This is a genomic window from Streptomyces sp. MJM8645, assembly GCF_001625365.1.
GTDB lineage: Bacteria > Actinomycetota > Actinomycetes > Streptomycetales > Streptomycetaceae > Kitasatospora.
This window is the reverse complement of record NZ_LJJF01000001.1, coordinates 1,437,022-1,454,303: the sequence shown is the minus strand read 5'-3', so window position 1 is coordinate 1,454,303 and position 17,282 is coordinate 1,437,022. Positions and strand designations below refer to the sequence as shown.

General features: G+C 72.1%; 17 protein-coding genes. 15 read left to right on the top strand and 2 right to left on the bottom strand.

All coding sequences use genetic code 11. The annotated features are described in order from the left end of the window. Positions 1–47: 47 nt before the first annotated feature. Positions 48–1,688, bottom strand: a complete 1,641-nt coding sequence (locus A6F73_RS05975) for a hypothetical protein (protein WP_079135466.1) — start codon at positions 1,686–1,688, stop codon at positions 48–50. 207 nt (positions 1,689–1,895) lie between these two features. Between A6F73_RS05975 and A6F73_RS05970 the strand changes: the two genes are divergently transcribed. After that, the gene (locus A6F73_RS05970) at positions 1,896–2,321 is read left to right on the top strand and encodes a DUF393 domain-containing protein (RefSeq protein WP_063350974.1); all 426 of its coding nucleotides are present in this window, start codon (positions 1,896–1,898) and stop codon (positions 2,319–2,321) included. Here the strand turns inward: A6F73_RS05970 and A6F73_RS05965 are convergent. After that, positions 2,309–4,357 carry an elongation factor G-like protein EF-G2 gene (locus A6F73_RS05965; RefSeq protein WP_063346815.1) on the bottom strand — a complete coding sequence of 683 codons (2,049 nt, stop codon included), beginning with the start codon at positions 4,355–4,357 and terminating at the stop codon, positions 2,309–2,311. The genes A6F73_RS05970 and A6F73_RS05965 overlap by 13 nt on opposite strands. Positions 4,358–4,612: 255 nt before the next feature. Here A6F73_RS05965 and pgsA point away from each other — a divergent pair, with 255 nt between their 5' ends. The 14 genes from pgsA to secF all read left to right on the top strand — a co-directional run bounded on the left by pgsA (position 4,613) and on the right by secF (position 17,257). After that, the gene (gene pgsA / locus A6F73_RS05960) at positions 4,613–5,260 is read left to right on the top strand and encodes a phosphatidylinositol phosphate synthase (RefSeq protein WP_063346814.1); all 648 of its coding nucleotides are present in this window, start codon (positions 4,613–4,615) and stop codon (positions 5,258–5,260) included. A 16-nt stretch (positions 5,261–5,276) separates the two neighbouring features. Beyond that, positions 5,277–6,263 (top strand): phosphatidylinositol mannoside acyltransferase, encoded by a 987-nt coding sequence (locus A6F73_RS05955; RefSeq protein ID WP_244293308.1) that lies wholly within the window; start codon positions 5,277–5,279, stop codon positions 6,261–6,263. Between the two features lie 40 nt (positions 6,264–6,303). Next, on the top strand, positions 6,304–7,488 hold the full coding sequence (locus A6F73_RS05950; RefSeq protein ID WP_063346813.1) for a glycosyltransferase family 4 protein: 1,185 nt from the start codon (positions 6,304–6,306) through the stop codon (positions 7,486–7,488). A gap of 96 nt (positions 7,489–7,584) precedes the next feature. Beyond that, positions 7,585–7,950: a hypothetical protein gene (locus A6F73_RS05945; RefSeq protein WP_063346812.1), complete on the top strand. Its 366-nt coding sequence runs from the start codon at positions 7,585–7,587 to the stop codon at positions 7,948–7,950. A 74-nt stretch (positions 7,951–8,024) separates the two neighbouring features. Beyond that, positions 8,025–8,525 carry a hypothetical protein gene (locus A6F73_RS05940; RefSeq protein ID WP_063350972.1) on the top strand — a complete coding sequence of 167 codons (501 nt, stop codon included), beginning with the start codon at positions 8,025–8,027 and terminating at the stop codon, positions 8,523–8,525. Positions 8,526–8,653: 128 nt separating this feature from the next. Next, positions 8,654–9,565, top strand: coding sequence for a pyridoxal 5'-phosphate synthase lyase subunit PdxS (gene pdxS / locus A6F73_RS05935; protein WP_063346811.1), 912 nt, complete (start codon positions 8,654–8,656; stop codon positions 9,563–9,565). Positions 9,566–9,655: 90 nt separating this feature from the next. Continuing rightward, a complete protein-coding gene (pdxT, locus tag A6F73_RS05930) occupies positions 9,656–10,273 on the top strand; it encodes a pyridoxal 5'-phosphate synthase glutaminase subunit PdxT (protein WP_063350971.1) in 618 nt (205 codons plus the stop codon). 80 nt (positions 10,274–10,353) lie between these two features. Continuing rightward, on the top strand, positions 10,354–11,112 hold the full coding sequence (locus tag A6F73_RS05925) for a YebC/PmpR family DNA-binding transcriptional regulator (protein WP_063346810.1): 759 nt from the start codon (positions 10,354–10,356) through the stop codon (positions 11,110–11,112). Positions 11,113–11,277: 165 nt separating this feature from the next. Continuing rightward, positions 11,278–11,820 (top strand): crossover junction endodeoxyribonuclease RuvC, encoded by a 543-nt coding sequence (gene ruvC, locus A6F73_RS05920; RefSeq protein ID WP_063346809.1) that lies wholly within the window; start codon positions 11,278–11,280, stop codon positions 11,818–11,820. Then, positions 11,817–12,428, top strand: coding sequence for a Holliday junction branch migration protein RuvA (gene ruvA / locus A6F73_RS05915; protein ID WP_063346808.1), 612 nt, complete (start codon positions 11,817–11,819; stop codon positions 12,426–12,428). Before ruvC ends, ruvA begins: the two co-directional genes overlap by 4 nt. 46 nt (positions 12,429–12,474) lie before the next feature. Further along, positions 12,475–13,551, top strand: a complete 1,077-nt coding sequence (gene ruvB, locus A6F73_RS05910) for a Holliday junction branch migration DNA helicase RuvB (RefSeq protein WP_063346807.1) — start codon at positions 12,475–12,477, stop codon at positions 13,549–13,551. 259 nt (positions 13,552–13,810) lie between these two features. Then, a complete protein-coding gene (yajC, locus tag A6F73_RS05905; RefSeq protein WP_063346806.1) occupies positions 13,811–14,218 on the top strand; it encodes a preprotein translocase subunit YajC in 408 nt (135 codons plus the stop codon). Positions 14,219–14,454: 236 nt separating this feature from the next. Next, on the top strand, positions 14,455–16,155 hold the full coding sequence (secD, locus tag A6F73_RS05900; RefSeq protein ID WP_079136207.1) for a protein translocase subunit SecD: 1,701 nt from the start codon (positions 14,455–14,457) through the stop codon (positions 16,153–16,155). 4 nt (positions 16,156–16,159) lie between these two features. Next, a complete protein-coding gene (secF, locus tag A6F73_RS05895; RefSeq protein WP_063346804.1) occupies positions 16,160–17,257 on the top strand; it encodes a protein translocase subunit SecF in 1,098 nt (365 codons plus the stop codon). Positions 17,258–17,282: the final 25 nt, after the last annotated feature.

Sequence of the window (17,282 nt, the reverse complement as noted above, 5' to 3'; positions counted from 1 at the left end):
TCACCGCTGAGTCGGTGGCGGGCCCCTCCGGTGTGCGCGGGCCGGGGTTACTCGAACTGGTCGACCTTGTACGGGCGGGTGCCCTGGGCCTCGGACTTGATGATCGACGCGCGGTTCTTGAAGCGGTCGGTGTCCAGGTCGTGCTCCTCCAGGAACTCCAGGGTGGCGGCGTGCACGGCGCCGAGGACCGGGACGGAGGCGTTGAGCGCGTTGTCGGTCATGAACCGGCTGCCCCACGGCGGGCTCGCCCAGGCGTGCCGGAAGCCGAACGGCTCGGGCAGGCCCAGGCCGCCGCCGAGCCAGGAGAGCAGCCCGGGGGCGCGGGTGAGCGGCGCGCGCAGGGCCTGGCGGACCACCTCGTCGTTGTCGATCAGGGGGAGCTTGACGGTGCGCTCCTCCCAGAACTTGCCGGTCTTCTGGACGGTCTTCTCCTTGGCCGAGGGCTTGTCGGAGAAGACGCCGTTGACCGGGCCGAGCGCGTAGCCGGCGACGGTGACGGTGAGGGTGTTGGCGAGCAGGGTGACGGTGACGGTGAAGGTGATGATCAGCTTGCCGTCGAAGGTGATGAACTGGGTGGCGAGGTAGTGCCGGGGGCCGCCGCCGGCGAAGGTCTGCTTGTCGGCGATGGTCTGGAGGGCGAAGTCGCGCATCCGGTCGCCGTCCATGTCGGCGTTGCCGGGGCGGGAGATCTCGTCGGCGTTCTCGCCGATTTCGAGGACCGCCCACTGCTTGACCGTGATGTTGGTCATCCCGCTGTTGGCGACCTCGCTGACGGCGAGCCCCTTGAGGTGCGAGGAGATCTTCCGGACGAGGTCCCAGGGGTGGAAGGCGCGGAAGTCGGAGTGGCCCGCGGCGGGGCGCATCACGTCGACCAGGCGCCATTCGCCCCAGCGCTTGCCGACGCCGAGGATGCCCTTGGGGCCGGCGTAGTGCTGGACGTTGGTCTCCTGCTCGGCCTCCATGCGGGCGAGCTTGTCGCGCAGGTCGACGGCCTTCTTGTCGAGGTCGTCGCGGGGGACGGCCTTGGAGACGGTGGCGGCGACGGAGCTGCCCTCGGCGAGGGCGAGCCAGCGTTCGCGGAGCTCCTTGGTGGAGCGCAGCACGATGCGCCGGGCGAGGATCCCGCCGATGATCGGCGGGATCATGGCGACGCGCAGGTAGATGCCGAGCGGGCCGTTGACGGGGGGCTTGACGAGGAACAGGACGGAGACCACGGCGGCGGCCAGGAGCGCGAGGGCGCCGTAGAGCTCGTCCTGGAGGGCCTTGCCCTTCATGAGGTAGATGCGCAGGTAGAACGCACCGATCCAGATCAGGGTGCCGGGCAGGGCGAGCAGGCCGAAGAGCACGGTGACCACGGTGAGCTTGCGGTCCCGAGCGGCCCGCAACTCCTGTGCGGCCAGGCAGTGTTCGACGATCTGGCGGGTGTCGGTGCCGAACGAGGGCACGATCGGCTTGCGCCCGGCACCGACGGTGCGGGAGATGACGGCGGCGCTGAACGCTTCGCCGAGGTTCGCCTCGAAGAGCTTGAACCGGGGCTTCTTGTGGGTCGCGGCGGTGACCTTGCCGACGAAGTCCTCGATCTTGCCGTCGCGGTACGCGACCGAGGAGAGCGCCGGGGTGACTCCGGTTTGCGGCCCGGCGTCGGTGCGGGGTATCTGCGCACCCGGAGTCATGTCGAGTGTGGTCACGGTGGCGTCCCCTCCTCCCCTTGTCAGCGGCAGGTTATCGTGCCGTGGTGTCGCCGCGCGCATGATCGTCTGAAGTGCCGTCACGATCGGGCCGCGCCCGGGCTTGAGAGGCATGATGCCCAGCTTCGGGCTGGTCGATACCCGGTCGGCGGCGGGTCGTCGGGGTGGGGCAGGATGGCCGTGACGGCGAGGAAGGGAGCCCAGGCGATGGATCCGGTGCTGGTGTTCGACGGGGACTGTTCGTTCTGCTCGTCCTGCGTGCGGTGGGCGGAGCGCTATCTGCGGCAGACGCTGGCCTCGGGGGGCTGGGACGCGGTGCCGTTCCAGTTCGAGGACCTGGCGGCGCTGGACGCGCGTGCGGGCGGGCGGGGCGAGGTGACCGCGGAGCGGGCGGAGCGCGAGGTGCTGTGGGTGACGCCGGCGGGCCGGGTGTACGGGGGCGCGCAGGCGGTGGCGCGGCTGCTGATGCGTTCGGGCGGCGCGTGGGCGTACCTGGGGGCGGTGCTGGCGTCGGCGCCGGTGCGGCCGGTGGCGGGCCTGGCGTACCGCTGGGTGGCGCGCAACCGGCACCGGATGCCGGGGGGTACGGCGGCGTGCGCGCTGCCTCGGCGCCAGGGCGCTCAGTCGGTGTAGCGGGTGGCCAGGGCGGTCGGCATGGGTTCGTGGCGCAGGTAGGCGCGGGAGAACTCGGCGGTGCCGTGGGTGAGTGAGCGCAGGTCGACCGGGTAGCGGACGAGTTCGAGTTCGGGGACCTCGGCGCGCAGCAGGGTCAGGCCGGGGCCGCCGGTCTCGGTGCCGAGGACGCGGCCGCGGCGGGCGGAGAGGTCGCCGAGGACGGCGCCGAGGTAGTCGTCGGGCAGCAGGACGGTGACGGCGGCGACGGGTTCGAGCAGCCGGATGACGGCGTGTTCGGCGGCGTCGCGCAGGGCGAGGGCGGCGGCGGCCTGGAAGGCCGCGTCGGAGGAGTCCACGGAGTGGGCCTTGCCGTCGGTGAGGGTGACCCGGACGTCGACGAGCGGGTGGCCGGTGGCGACGCCCTTGGCGAGCTGGGCGCGCAGGCCCTTCTCGACGGAGGGGATGAAGTGCTTGGGGACGGCGCCGCCGACGACGTGCTCCTGGAACTCGAAGCCGGAGCCGGCCGGGAGGGGTTCGACCTCCAGGTCGCAGATGGCGTACTGGCCGTGGCCGCCGGACTGCTTGACGAGCCGGCCGTGGCCGGCGGCGGCGGTGCCGAAGGTCTCGCGGAGGGCGACCTGGGGTTCGACGGTGTCGACGTGGACGCCGTGCCGGGTGCGCAGGCGGTCGAGGACGACCTCGGCGTGGGCCTCGCCGGTGCACCAGAGGACGAGCTGGTGGGTGGCGGGGTTCTGTTCGAGGCGTAGGGCCGGGTCCTCGGCGGTGAGGCGGGTGAGGGCCTGGGAGAGCTTGTCGTCGTCGGCCTTGCTGTGGGCTTCGACGGCGATCGGGAGCAGGGGCTCGGGGAGGTTCCAGCCGTCGAGGTCGACGGGGTGGCCGGGGTCGTGGACGGTGTCGCCGGCGCGGGCGGTGGTGAGCTTGGCGATGCAGACGAGGTCGCCGGCGACGGCGTGCGGGACGGGCCGCTGGAGCTTGCCGAAGGGGCTGCTGAGGGCGGTGACGCGTTCGTCGCCGTTCTGGTCGGCGCTGTGGGCGGGGCCGGCGAGGTGGATGCGGGTGTCGGGGCGCAGGGTGCCGGCGTACAGGCGCAGCAGGCTGATCCGGCCGACGTAGGTGTCGCCGGTGACGCGGACGACCTGGGCGGCGAGCGGGGCGTCGGGGTCGCAGTCGGGGGCTGGGCGGGTGCGTTCGCTGGGGTCGGGGAAGGTGTGGACGATCAGGTCGAGGAGTTCGGTGGCGCCGAGGCCGTTCTCGCTGGTGGGGACGGCGGGGTGGAGGGCGCAGCCGAGGACTTCGCGGCGCAGGCCGGCTTCGAGGGCGTCGGTGTCGAGGGTGTCGCCGGAGAGGTAGCGCTCCATGAGGGTGTCGTCCTGGCCGGAGATGGCCTCGACGAGGCTGTCGTGGGCGGGCCCGGTGTCGGGCAGCGGGGTGGCCCGGCCGTAGGTGTCGCCGGTGAGCAGGTCGACGCTGCCGTCGGGGCGGCCGTCGTGGAGGACGGGCAGGAAGAGCGGGCGGAGGGTGTCGGGGCCCAGGTCGAAGGCGTCGTGGCAGGCGGTGAGGATGTCGTCGAAGCCGGTGCGGGCGAGGTCGAGTTTGGCGACGGCGATGGCGCGCGGGATGCCTTCGGCGGCGCACTCGCGCCAGAGTGCGCGGGTGGGGGCGGTGACGGGGTCGGTGGCGGAGACGACGAAGACGGCGGCGTCGGCGGCGTGCAGGGCGGCGCGCAGGTCGGCGGTGAAGTCGGGGTGGCCGGGCGGGTCGATCAGGTTGATCTTGACGCCCTTCCATTCGAGCGGGAGCAGCGAGAGCTGGACGGAGCGCTGCTGGTGGTGCTCGATGTCCTCGTGGTCGGAGACGGTGGTGCCGTCGGTGACGCGACCGGCCCGGCCGGTGGCGCCGGAGGCGAGGGCGAGGGATTCGGCGAGGGTGGTCTTGCCCACACCGCTGGAGCCGATGAGGACGACGTTGCGCAGGTCCCGGGGGGCGGTGACGGCGGGCGCCTGGGCGGCTCGTGCCGTGCTGCGGTCGGGCATCGGGGTCTCCTCCCGTCGCGCCGGGGCTGTCCTTCGAAAGTGTAGGTGCGGGTGCTGCGGCGGCGCGTGTCGTACGGGTGGGCGGTGACCGTCCGTGTGTGGGACGTGGCCGGGGTGTCGTCGGGCGGTGCGTGCGACGGAGCGTGCCTCCGGCCTGGCTACGATGGGTGGGCCGGACGGGCTGATCCGTCCGGCCGTCTGCCGCGCGTGTTGCGCCAGGCGGGTACCAGGGAGATCGGAGCGGTCGGGAAGGCCATGCTCAACAAATACGCGCGTGCCTTCTTCACACGTGTTCTGACCCCGTTCGCCGCGTTCCTGATCCGGCTGGGCGTGAGCCCGGACGCCGTGACGCTGATCGGTACGGCCGGTTCGGTGGCCGGTGCGCTGGTGTTCTTCCCGCGCGGGGAGTTCTTCTGGGGCACCATCACGATCACGCTGTTCATCTTCTCGGACCTGGTGGACGGGAACATGGCCCGCCAGCTGGGCCGGAGCACCAGGTGGGGGGCGTTCCTGGACTCCACGCTGGACCGGGTCGCGGATGCGGCGATCTTCGGTGGTCTGGCGATGTGGTACGCGGGCAAGGGTGACGACAACCTGCTGTGCGCGGTGGCGATCTGCTGCCTGGCGAGCGGGCTGGTGGTGTCGTACACCAAGGCGCGGGCGCAGAGCCAGGGGCTGCCGTGCGACGTGTCGGGGCTGGTGGAGCGGGCCGAGCGGCTGGTGGCCAGCCTGGTGGCGGCCGGGGTCGCGGGTCTGCACAAGTTCGGGGTGCCGTACGTGGAGTGGCTGCTGCCGGTGGCGCTGTGGCTGGTCGCGGTGGGCAGTCTGGTGACGGTGGTCCAGCGCATGCTGACCGTGCGCCGGGAGGCGTTCGAGGCCGACCGAGCGGCGGCCGGGAGCTGATGGGGGGCGTCCTGCGGTGACGGACCGACTGGTGTACTGGGCGTACGCGCTGGGCTGGGCGGTGCTGAAGCACCTGCCGGAGCGGGTGGCGCGGGGCCTGTTCGACCGGCTGGCGGACTACGCCTGGCGCCGGCGGGGCAAGCGGGTGCTCCAGTTGGAGGCGAACCTGCGCCGGGTCCGTCCAGGGCTGGACGAGGCGGGCCTGCGGGCGCTGTCCCGGGCCGGGATGCGCTCGTACCTGCGGTACTGGATGGAGTCGTTCCGGCTGCCGGTCTGGAGCAGGGAGCGGGTGGCCCGGGACGTCCAGTCGGAGGGCCTGGAGAACCTGCGAGAGCACATCGAGGCCGGTCGGGGCGCGGTGATCGCGCTGCCGCACATGGGCAACTGGGACCTGGCGGGCACCTGGGTGGCGCAGCTGGGCTTCCCGTTCACCACGGTCGCGGAGCGGTTGAAGCCGGAGCGGCTGTTCGACCGGTTCGTGGAGTTCCGGGAGGGCCAGGGCATGGAGGTCCTGGCGTTGACCGGGGGCGGGGTGAACGTGATCGGCACGCTGGCGCGACGGCTGCGCGAGGGCCGGCTGGTCTGCCTGGTGGGGGACCGGGACCTCTCGGAGGCGGGCGTGGAGGTGTCGTTCTTCGGGGAGGCGACCCGGATGCCGGCCGGTCCGGCGGCGCTGTGCCAGCGCACCGGGGCGGCGCTGCTGCCGGTGACGCTCTGGTACGACGGCCCGGTGATGCGGGCGCGGATCCACCCCGAGGTGCCGGTGCCGCAGGAGGGCGACCGCAAGGAGCGGACGCAGGTGATGACGCAGGCGCTGGCGCAGGTGTGGGAGCAGGCGATCCGCGAGCACCCCGAGGACTGGCACATGCTGCAGCGGTTCTGGCTGGCCGACCTCCCGGTCCGTGAGACGGTGGAGGAGGCGGCCGCGCCGCACTCCGAGGCGGCCCGGGCGGCCGCGCCGGAGCCGGCCGGCGAGCCGGCGGCCGAGGCCTCCGGGTCCTGATCCCGGCCAGCAGGAGTACCCGAAGGAGCATGAGGAACCCGTGAAGATCGGCATCGTCTGCCCGTACGACTGGGACGTCCCCGGTGGGGTGCAGTTCCACATCCGGGACTTGGCCGAGCACCTGATCGGTCTGGGCCACGAGGTCTCGGTGCTGTCGCCGGCCGAGGACGAGGAGGCGCTGCCGCCGTACGTGGTCGGTGCCGGGCGGGCGGTGGCGGTGCCGTACAACGGGTCGGTGGCGCGGCTGAGCTTCGGCGTCCTGTCGGCGGCGCGGACGCGGCGGTGGCTGCACGAGGGCCGGTTCGACATCCTGCACGTGCACGAGCCGGCCGCGCCGAGCGTGTCGATGCTGGCCGCCTGGTCGGCGTCCGGGCCGATGGTGGGGACGTTCCACACCTCCAACCCGCGCTCGCGGGCGATGATCGCGGCCTCGCCGATCCTGCAGCCCGGCCTGGAGAAGATGCGGGCCCGGATCGCGGTGTCGGAGTACGCCCGGCGGACGCTGGTGGAGCACCTGGGCGGCGACGCGGTGGTGATCCCGAACGGCGTGGACGTCGGCTTCTTCGCGGACGCCGAGCCGGACGAGCGCTGGCGCGGCGGCGCGGCGGCGGGGGAGCCGGGCACGATCGGCTTCGTCGGCCGCATCAACGAGCCGCGCAAGGGCCTGCCGACGCTGCTGGCGGCGCTGCCGAAGATCCTGGCCGAGCGGCCGGGCGTGCGGCTGCTGGTGGCGGGCAAGGGGGACGAGGAGGAGGCCGTCGCCGGCCTGGCGCCGGAGGTCCGCCGGCAGGTGGAGTTCCTCGGCATGGTGAGCGACCGCGACAAGGCCCGGCTGCTGCGCAGCGTGGACCTGTACGTGGCGCCGAACACCGGTGGCGAGAGTTTCGGGATCATCCTGGTCGAGGCGATGTCGGCGGGCGCCCCGGTGCTGGCCAGCGACCTGGACGCGTTCAAGCAGGTGCTGGACGGCGGGGACGCGGGCGAGCTGTTCCCGGTGGAGGACGCGGACGCGCTGGCCGCTGCGGCGCTGCGGCTGCTGGGCGATCCGGGGCGGCTGGGGGAGCTGAGCAAGGCCGCTTCGCGGTACGTGCGGCGGTTCGACTGGTCGACGGTCGGCGCGGACATCCTGGCGGTGTACGAGACGGTGGCGGCGGGGGCCGCGGCGGTGGTCGAGGAGGACGTGCGCAGCGGCCGGCGCGGCCGGTTCGGGCTGGCCCGGGACTGAGCCCGGGACCGAGCCCGGCCGGCCCGGGACTTTTCCGGGGTGCCGGCGGCGTTAGGGTCGGTCGACCGTATTCGGGCACGACGCATGGGGGCACCGATGCCGCAGATCTCCGTCGACTACTCGCCGAGCCTGGCCGGCTCCTTCGACCGCCGGGCGCTGGGCGTGGCGATCAACCGGCTCGCGGTGGGGACGATCGACGCGAAGCCGGAGGCGTGCAAGACGCTGTTCCGGCAGAACGACGACTTCGTGGTGGGGGAGGGCGAGGAGGCCGCCGCGCAGGTGTACGTCGAGTTCCAGATCTTCCCGGGCCGTACGCCGGAGGCGAAGGCGGCGCTCAGCGAGGGCGTGCTGGCGCTGCTGGCCGAGCACGTCGCGCCGGCGCCGGGCACCCGGTTGTACACCGCGGTGAACGTCTCCGACATCGACCGCGGGTCCTACCGGAGCGCGAGCGCGGAGGGCTGAGCCGGTGACACCCGGTAGCGTTGCGCCCCGTGACTACCTGGATCTGGGCCGGCGTGGCCGTGGTGCTGTTCGGCATGTACCTGAGTTGGACGGCCGGTCGGTTGGACCGGCTGCACGCCAGGATCGACGCCGCGCGGGCGGCGCTGGACGCGCAGCTGGTCCGTCGGGCCTCGGTGGCGATGGAGCTGGCCACGTCCTCGCTGCTGGACCCGGCGGCCTCGCTGCTGCTGCTGGACGCGGCGCACGCGGCCCGGCAGGCCGAGGACGACCAGCGTGAGGTGGCGGAGAGCCAGCTGAGCCTGGCGCTGCGGGCGGTGTTCGCCGAGCCGGAGCAGGTGGCGGCGCTGGTGGCGGAGCCGGGCGGCGAGGACGCGGTGCGCGACCTGACGGCGGCGGTGCGCCGGGCGCCGATGGCGCGCCGGTTCCACAACGACGCGGTGCGGGCGGCCCGGGCGGTGCGCGAGCACCGTCTGGTGCGGTACTTCCGGCTGGCGGGGAAGGCTCCGTTCCCGCTGGCGTTCGAGATGGACGATGCTCCGCCGCCCGCGCTCACGCCCGAAGGGGCACCCGCCTAGGCTGTGCTCGGATACGGCCCGTTTGTCGCATCCCGTCGTCCGGGCTGGACTTGGTGGCGCATGGTTGCGTCACCCGTTCCGCCTACCATAGGGCGATAGCACTGGTTCATCTTCGAGTGAGGTCTCACGTGTCCACCACCCCCACCACCGCAGACCAGCCGCAGATCGGTACCGCCCGGGTGAAGCGCGGCATGGCCGAGCAGCTCAAGGGCGGTGTGATCATGGACGTGGTCAACGCCGAGCAGGCCAAGATCGCTGAAGACGCCGGCGCGGTGGCCGTCATGGCGCTGGAGCGGGTTCCGGCCGACATCCGCAAGGACGGCGGCGTGGCCCGGATGTCCGACCCGAACATGATCGAGGAGATCATCGAGGCGGTCTCCATCCCGGTGATGGCCAAGTCGCGGATCGGCCACTTCGTCGAGGCCCAGGTCCTCCAGTCGCTCGGCGTCGACTACATCGACGAGTCCGAGGTGCTGACCCCGGCCGACGAGGTCAACCACTCCGACAAGTGGGCCTTCACCACCCCCTTCGTCTGTGGCGCCACCAACCTGGGCGAGGCCCTGCGCCGCATCGCCGAGGGCGCGGCCATGATCCGCTCGAAGGGCGAGGCCGGCACCGGCAACGTCGTCGAGGCGGTCCGCCACCTGCGCCAGATCAAGAACGAGATCGCCAAGCTGCGCGGCTTCGACAACAACGAGCTGTACGCCGCCGCCAAGGAGCTGCGCGCCCCGTACGAGCTCGTCAAGGAGGTCGCCGAGCTCGGCAAGCTGCCGGTCGTGCTGTTCTCCGCCGGTGGCGTGGCCACCCCGGCCGACGCCGCGCTGATGCGCCAGCTCGGTGCCGAGGGCGTCTTCGTCGGCTCGGGCATCTTCAAGTCGGGCGACCCGGCCAAGCGCGCCGCCGCCATCGTGAAGGCCACCACCTTCTTCGACGACCCGAAGATCATCGCGGACGCCTCCCGCAACCTCGGCGAGGCCATGGTCGGCATCAACTGCGACACCCTGCCGGAGACCGAGCGCTACGCCAACCGCGGCTGGTAGTCGCCCCCTGTGCCGGCCCGTCGCAGCGCCTTGGCGCGCGGCGGGCCGCGTCACGTACATCCGTAGAACGATCGAACGAGGTTGAAGACCGTGAGCACTCCAGTCATCGGCGTCCTCGCCCTCCAGGGTGACGTCCGCGAGCACCTGGTCGCGCTGGCCGAGGCCGACGCGCTCGCCCGCCCGGTGCGCCGTGCCGAGGAGCTGGCCGAGGTCGACGCGCTGGTGATCCCCGGCGGGGAGTCCACCACCATGTCCAAGCTGGCGCTGCTGTTCGGCGTGATGGACCCGCTGCGCGAGCGGGTCGCCGCCGGGATGCCGGTGTACGGCACCTGCGCGGGCATGATCATGCTGGCCGACAAGATCCTGGACGGCCGGGACGACCAGGAGACCGTCGGCGGCATCGACATGACCGTGCGCCGCAACGCCTTCGGCCGCCAGAACGAGTCCTTCGAGTCCGGTGTCGCCTTCGAGGGCCTGGGCGACGCGCCGGTGCACGGCGTCTTCATCCGGGCCCCCTGGGTCGAGGGCGTCGGCGCGGGTGTCGAGGTGCTGGCCGAGCTGCCCGCCGCGGACGGTCCGGAGAGCCGGATCGTGGCCGTGCGCCAGGGCAACCTGCTGGCGACCTCCTTCCACCCGGAGCTCACCGGCGACCACCGGGTGCACGCCTACTTCGTCGCGATGGTCGAGGAGCACCTGGGACGGCGCTGACCGTGTGCGCCTTTCCGGTGACGACACCGGTAAGATCTCATCTGTTTCATTTCCCTTTGGCGACGTAAAGGAGCTGGCGAATGTCCGGCCACTCTAAGTGGGCTACCACCAAGCACAAGAAGGCCGTGATCGACGCCAAGCGCGGCAAGCTCTTCGCCAAGATGATCAAGAACATCGAGGTGGCGGCGCGCACCGGCGGTTCCGACCCGGCCGGCAACCCGACCCTCTACGACGCCATCCAGAAGGCGAAGAAGAGCTCGGTCCCGATCGACAACATCAACCGCGCCGTCAAGCGCGGTGGCGGTCTGGAGGCCGGCGGCGCCGACTACCAGACGATCATGTACGAGGGCTACGGCCCGAACGGCGTCGCCGTCCTGATCGAGTGCCTCACCGACAACCGCAACCGCGCCGCCTCCGACGTGCGCGTCGCGATGACCCGCAACGGCGGCTCGATGGCCGACCCGGGCTCGGTGTCGTACCTGTTCACCCGCAAGGGCGTCGTGATCGTCCCCAAGGCTGACGGCGTGGACGAGGACAAGCTCTTCGAGGTCGTCCTCGACCAGGAGCCCGAGGAGATCAACGACCTCGGCGACGCGTTCGAGATCGTCTCCGAGGCCACCAAGATGGTCGCCGTGCGCACCGCGCTGGTGGACGCCGGTGTCGACTACGACTCGGCCGAGGCCAACTTCCTCCCGAGCATGCAGGTCGAGCTGGACGTCGACGGCGCCCGCAAGATCCTCAAGCTGATCGACGTGCTGGAGGACAGCGACGACGTGCAGAACGTCTTCGCCAACTTCGACATCTCCGACGAGGTCGGTGCGCAGCTCGACGCCGAGTGATCGTTCTCACTCCCCGGCCCGGCGGTCTCCCGACCGCCGGGCCGGTGTCTTTGCGGGCGCTGTCGGACCCGGACGGTAGCCTTCGCAGGTCGCCCGCCGTGGGCCGGAGGGCCTGCCCGGGCCGGAGCGCCCGGAGGCGAGCGGCGATCAACGAGAGGCGGGGCTGTGGTACGGGTACTGGGCGTCGACCCGGGGCTGACCAGGTGCGGGATCGGCGTGGTCGAGGGTGCGCCGGGGCGGCCGCTGCGGATGGTCGGGGTCGGCGTGGTGCGCACCCCCGCCGAGGAGGAGATCGGGCGGCGGCTGCTGCTGGTGGAGCAGGGCATAGAGGCCTGGCTCGACGAGCACGAGCCGGAACTGGTCGCCGTCGAGCGGGTGTTCGCCCAGCACAACGTCCGGACGGTGATGGGCACCGCCCAGGCCAGCGCGGTCGCGATGCTCTGCGCCACCCGGCGCGGCATCCCGGTCACCCTGCACACCCCGAGCGAGGTCAAGGCCGCCGTCACCGGCTCCGGCCGGGCCGACAAGGCGCAGGTCACGGCCATGGTGCAGCGCCTGCTGCGACTGGACGCCCCGCCCAAGCCCGCCGACGCCGCCGACGCGCTGGCGCTGGCCATCTGCCACATCTGGCGCGGCGGGGCGGTCAACCGCCTGGAGGCCGCGGTACGGGAGGCCCGCGCCACCCCCCTGAAAGGAAGCAGCCGGTGATCGCCTTCGTGCAAGGGCCCGTGGCGGCCATCTCCTCCGGACTCGCCGTGGTCGAGGTCGGCGGGGTCGGCATGGCCGTGCAGTGCACGCCGAACACGCTGGCCGGGCTCCGGCTGGGTGAGCCCGCCCGGCTCGCGACCTCGCTGGTGGTCCGGGAGGACTCGCTGACCCTGTTCGGCTTCGCGGACGACGACGAGCGCGCCGTCTTCGAGATCCTCCAGGCCGCGCCGGGCGTCGGCCCGAAGCTGGCGCAGGCGATCCTCGGGGTGCACAGCCCCGACGCGCTGCGGGCCGCGGTGGCCGGCGGCGACGAGAAGGCGCTGGTGGCCGTGCCCGGCATCGGGAAGGCGAAGGCCGCCAAGCTGCTGCTGGAGTACAAGGACAAGCTGGGCGCCCCGCACGGCGCGGTGCCGGCGCAGAAGCCGATCGCGAGCGGCCCGGCCCCCTGGAGCGAGCAGCTGCACTCGGCGCTGACCGGTCTCGGCTACGCTCCGCGCGAGGCGGACGAGGCGGTCGTGGCCGTCACCCCCGAGGCGGAGGCCCAGCAGACGCCGGACGTCGGCGCACTGCTCCGGCTCGCCCTGCGCGGCCTCAACCGATCCCGCTAAAGCCATCTGGCGATCTGTCCTCTTGTCGACTTTGGAGCATGTGCTGATGAGTCCGTACGACTCGGACCCGGGCGACCGGCTGGTGACGGCCGCCGCCGACGGGGAGGACCAGGCGGTCGAGGCGGCGCTGCGCCCCAAGCTGCTGGACGAGTTCATCGGTCAGGAGCGGGTGCGCGAGCAGCTGTCCCTGGTGCTCCAGGCGGCCCGCAAGCGCGGCAGCGCGCCCGACCACGTGCTGCTCAGCGGGCCGCCCGGGCTGGGCAAGACCACCCTGTCCATGATCATCGCCGCCGAGCTGGGCGCCCCGATCCGGATCACCTCCGGCCCGGCGATCCAGCACGCGGGGGACCTCGCGGCGATCCTCTCCTCGCTCGCCGAGGGCGAGGTGCTCTTCCTCGACGAGATCCACCGGATGTCCCGTCCGGCCGAGGAGATGCTCTACATGGCGATGGAGGACTTCCGGGTCGACGTGATCGTCGGCAAGGGCCCGGGCGCCACCGCCATCCCGCTGGAACTGCCGCCCTTCACCCTGGTCGGCGCCACCACCCGGGCCGGCCTGCTGCCGCCCCCGCTGCGCGACCGCTTCGGCTTCACCGGGCACATGGAGTTCTACGCCCCGGCCGAGCTCGAACGGGTGGTGCGCCGCTCGGCCACCCTGCTGGACGTGGAGATCGACCCGGCCGGCGCCGCCGAGATCGCCGGCCGCTCGCGGGGGACGCCGCGCATCGCCAACCGGCTGCTGCGCCGGGTCCGCGACTTCGCGCAGGTGCGGCACGACGGCCAGGTCACCGTCGAGATCGCCGCCCGGGCGCTGGACGTCTACGAGGTGGACGCCCGCGGTCTGGACCGGCTGGACCGCGCGGTGCTGACCGCGCTGCTGCGGCTGTTCGGCGGCGGACCGGTCGGTTTGTCGACTCTTGCGGTCGCGGTGGGGGAGGAGTCCGAGACGGTCGAGGAGGTGGCGGAGCCCTTCCTGGTCCGCGAGGGCCTGCTCGCCCGGACCCCGCGCGGCCGGATCGCCACCGCGGCGGCCTGGCAGCACCTCGGGCTGACCCCGCCGATCCAGACCACCCGGGGCGCCGTGCCCGCGCAATCCGAACTCTTCCGGGCCGACGAGGGCTGAACGGGTGATCGCCGCCCGACGGTTCCCGGGAGGCGTCCGATGCACCGCCCCGGTGAGTGGCCCGGGTGCGAGCCGGGGGCGAAGTCCGGGGAAACTGTGCAGGCGGAGGGTCGCCACTTTCGGCGGCAGGATGCGATGCTTGGCGTTGTCCGATCAGTTCGGGGTCGCCTAGACTCCGCCGGACCGCCCCGCTCACCTGACGGGCCGACCAATACCACACAGGCCGCCGGTCGGCGGCCCGTAAAGGACCCTGGCTGCAGTGAACTTCATCATCCTTCTCCTCCCGATCATCGCGATCGTGCTCATGTTCCGGTCGCAGAAGAAGCGCCAGTCGCAGATGCAGCAGATGCAGACCTCGCTGGAGCCAGGGGCGGGGGTGCGCACCATCGGTGGCCTGTACGCCACGGTGAAGGCGATCAACGAGGAGACCATCGAGCTGGAGATCGCGCCCGGCGTGGTCACCCACTTCACCAAGAGCGCGATCGCCGCTGTCCTGGAGCCCCAGGAGTACGACGCGATCATCAACGGTCGCCCCGCCGATGACGAGCTGGCCGAGCCGGAGGCCGAGGACACCGACGCCGAGCCGGTCGAGGACAAGCCGCTGACGCTCACCAAGGACGGCGGCGCCAAGGGCGACGTCGAGGGCGGGGCTCCCGCGAGCAAGTAGTACGGTCGGGCACCAGCCCGGCCGCGCGGCCCAGTGCCGCGAGCCCACAGGACCTCAGGGCCGCAGAACCGCCATGCCCCCGTCCCGCCACAAGCCGGACGGGGGTCCGGTTGGGGGAGTGGCATGGACAGGGAGAAACGAGCAAGGTGGCAACACCCAAGTCGCGCCCGCGCGACGGCTACCCAGGGCGGGCGCTGGCCCTCATCCTGGTCGTCACCGTCGGACTGGTCGCCCTCATGTTCGGGACGGGCCACACCAAGCCCCGGCTCGGAATCGACCTCGCCGGTGGCACCAGTATCACGCTGACCGCGAAGTCGACCGACCCCAAGGCGATCACCAAGTCCAACATGGACATCGCCACCGGGATCATCGAGCGCCGCGTCAACGGCATGGGTGTCTCCGAGGCGGAGGTGCAGACCCAGGGCGACAACACGATCATCGTGAACATCCCCAAGGGCGGCAACCAGCAGAACGCGGCGGACCAGGTGGGTACCACCGCCAAGCTGTTCTTCCGCCCGGTCCTCGCGGTGGCGCCCAGCGGCTTCACGCCGCCGGCGCCCACCGGCTCCCCCTCGGCCACCGGCACCCCGAGCGCGGCCCCGTCCGCCGGCTCCACCGCCTCGGCCGGCGCGAGCGCCACCGGAACGCCCAGCGCGAGCGGCACCAAGCAGGGCCGCCCGGCCGGTGAGGCGCTGGCCGCCGACGCCAGCCCGAGCGCCGCCGCCACGGGCGCGAGCACCGCCCCGAGCGCCGCCGCCACGCCGTCCGCGCCCGCCACCCCGCCCAGCGCCGCGGACGTCAGCGCCGCGATGACCCAGGGCACCGTGCCGCCGGAGCTGGCCGCGGCCTTCACCGCCCTCGACTGCACCAAGCCGGAGGTCCGCGCGGCCCAGACCGGCCCCGAGGACAAGGCCGTCGTCGCCTGTTCGCAGAAGCCCGAGAACGGCTACTACGAGAAGCTCGCCCTCGGCCCCGTCGCCGTGAAGGGCTCGGACGTCTCCAAGGCCCAGCCGAGCCTCGACACCCAGACGGGTGCCGGCTGGCAGGTCCAGCTGCAGTTCAACGGCGCCGGCACCGACGCCTTCACCAAGGTCACCGGCCAGCTCGCCACCCAGACCCCGCCGAACAACCAGTTCGCGATCGTGCTGGACAACCAGGTCGTCTCGCACCCCGAGGTCAAGAACGTGATCCCCGGCGGCAGCGCCGTGATCACCGGCCGCTTCAGCCAGGCCGAGGCGCAGGACCTGTCCAACGTGCTGGGCTACGGCGCCCTGCCGCTGGAATTCAGCAAGAGCGACATCACCACCGTCTCCCCGGCGCTCGGCAGCGACCAGCTCAAGGCCGGTCTGGTCGCCGGCGCGATCGGCATGCTGCTGGTGGTGCTCTACTCGCTGGTCTACTACCGCGGCCTCGGCCTGGTCTCGATCGCCGGTCTGCTCGTCTCGGCGGCCCTGACCTACTCGATCATGAGCCTGCTCGGCGCCGGGATCGGCTTCGCGCTGAACCTGCCCGCGGTCTGCGGTGCGATCGTCGCGATCGGCATCACCGCCGACTCCTTCATCGTCTACTTCGAGCGCATCCGCGACGAGGTCCGCGAGGGCGCCCCGCTGCGCCCGGCGGTCCAGCGGGCCTGGCCGCGCGCCCGGCGCACCATCCTGGTGTCGGACTTCGTGTCCTTCCTCTGTGCCGCCGTGCTCTACGTGGTCTCGGTCGGCAAGGTCCAGGGCTTCGCGTTCACCCTGGGGCTGACCACCGCGCTGGACGTCGTGGTGATCTTCCTCTTCACCAAGCCGGTGATCACGCTGCTGGCCCGGCGCAAGTTCTTCGCCAACGGTCACCCGTGGTCCGGCCTGGACCCGAAGCGGCTGGGCGCCCGCCCGCCGCTGCGCAGCAGCCGTCGTCGTAGCCCCTCCTCTGCCGCCGTGAAGGAGGCCTGACACCGTGTCACGCTTCTCCAATCTGGGACACCGGCTCTACCAGGGCGAGGTCAGCTTCGACTTCGTCGGGCGCCGTAAGCTCTGGTACTCCATCTCCGGCGTGATCGTGCTGATCGCGGCGATCGGTCTGTCGATGGGCCTGCACCTGGGCATCGAGTTCAAGGGCGGCTCGGTCTACACCGTGGCCAAGCCGGGGCTGACCGTCTCGCAGGCGCAGGAGACGTCCAACCAGATCGTCTCCTCGCACCCGCTGGTGCAGTCGACCGACAACGGCAAGATCCGCATCCAGGTCAGCACCGAGGAGTCGAAGAGCTCGGACGAGATCCGCGCTCAGCTCTCCGAGAAGCTGGCCGTGCCGCTGGACACCGTCGAGGCCCAGGTGATCGGCCCCAGCTGGGGCAAGCAGATCTCCTCGAAGGCGCTCACCGGCCTGATCATCTTCATGGTCCTGGTGACGGTCTACCTGGCGATCGCCTTCGAGTGGCGGATGGCGGTGGCGGCCCTGGTCGCCCTCATCCACGACCTCCTGATCACCATCGGCGTGTACGCCCTGGTGGGCTTCGAGGTCACCCCCGGTACGGTGATCGGCTTCCTGACCATCCTCGGGTACTCGCTCTACGACACGGTCGTCGTCTTCGACACCGTGAAGGAGAACACCAAGGACCTCACCAAGCAGAACAAGCTCACCTACAGCGAGGCGGCCAACGCGGGCCTCAACCAGACCCTGGTGCGTTCGCTCAACACCACCGTGGTCGCCCTGCTCCCGGTCGCCGCGCTGCTGTTCATCGGTGGCGGCCTCCTGGGCGCCGGCACGCTGAACGACATCTCGCTGGCGCTGTTCATCGGCCTCGCGGCCGGTGCCTACTCGTCGATCTGCGTCGCCACCCCGCTGCTGGCGCAGCTCAAGGAGGAGCAGCCGGAGATGAAGGCGCTGCGCAAGCGGGTCCTGCAGCACCGGGCCGCGGCCGCTGCCAAGGCCGCGGGCGAGGTGCCGGCGGGCGAGGAGATCGCGGACGAGGACCTGCCTGCGGGTATGGTCGGTCAGCGCGGCCGGGCGGCCGGCACCACGCGTGCCAAGGGCCGTCCGTCCACCAAGCGCTGAACCGACCCGACCGTAAGGACACGCC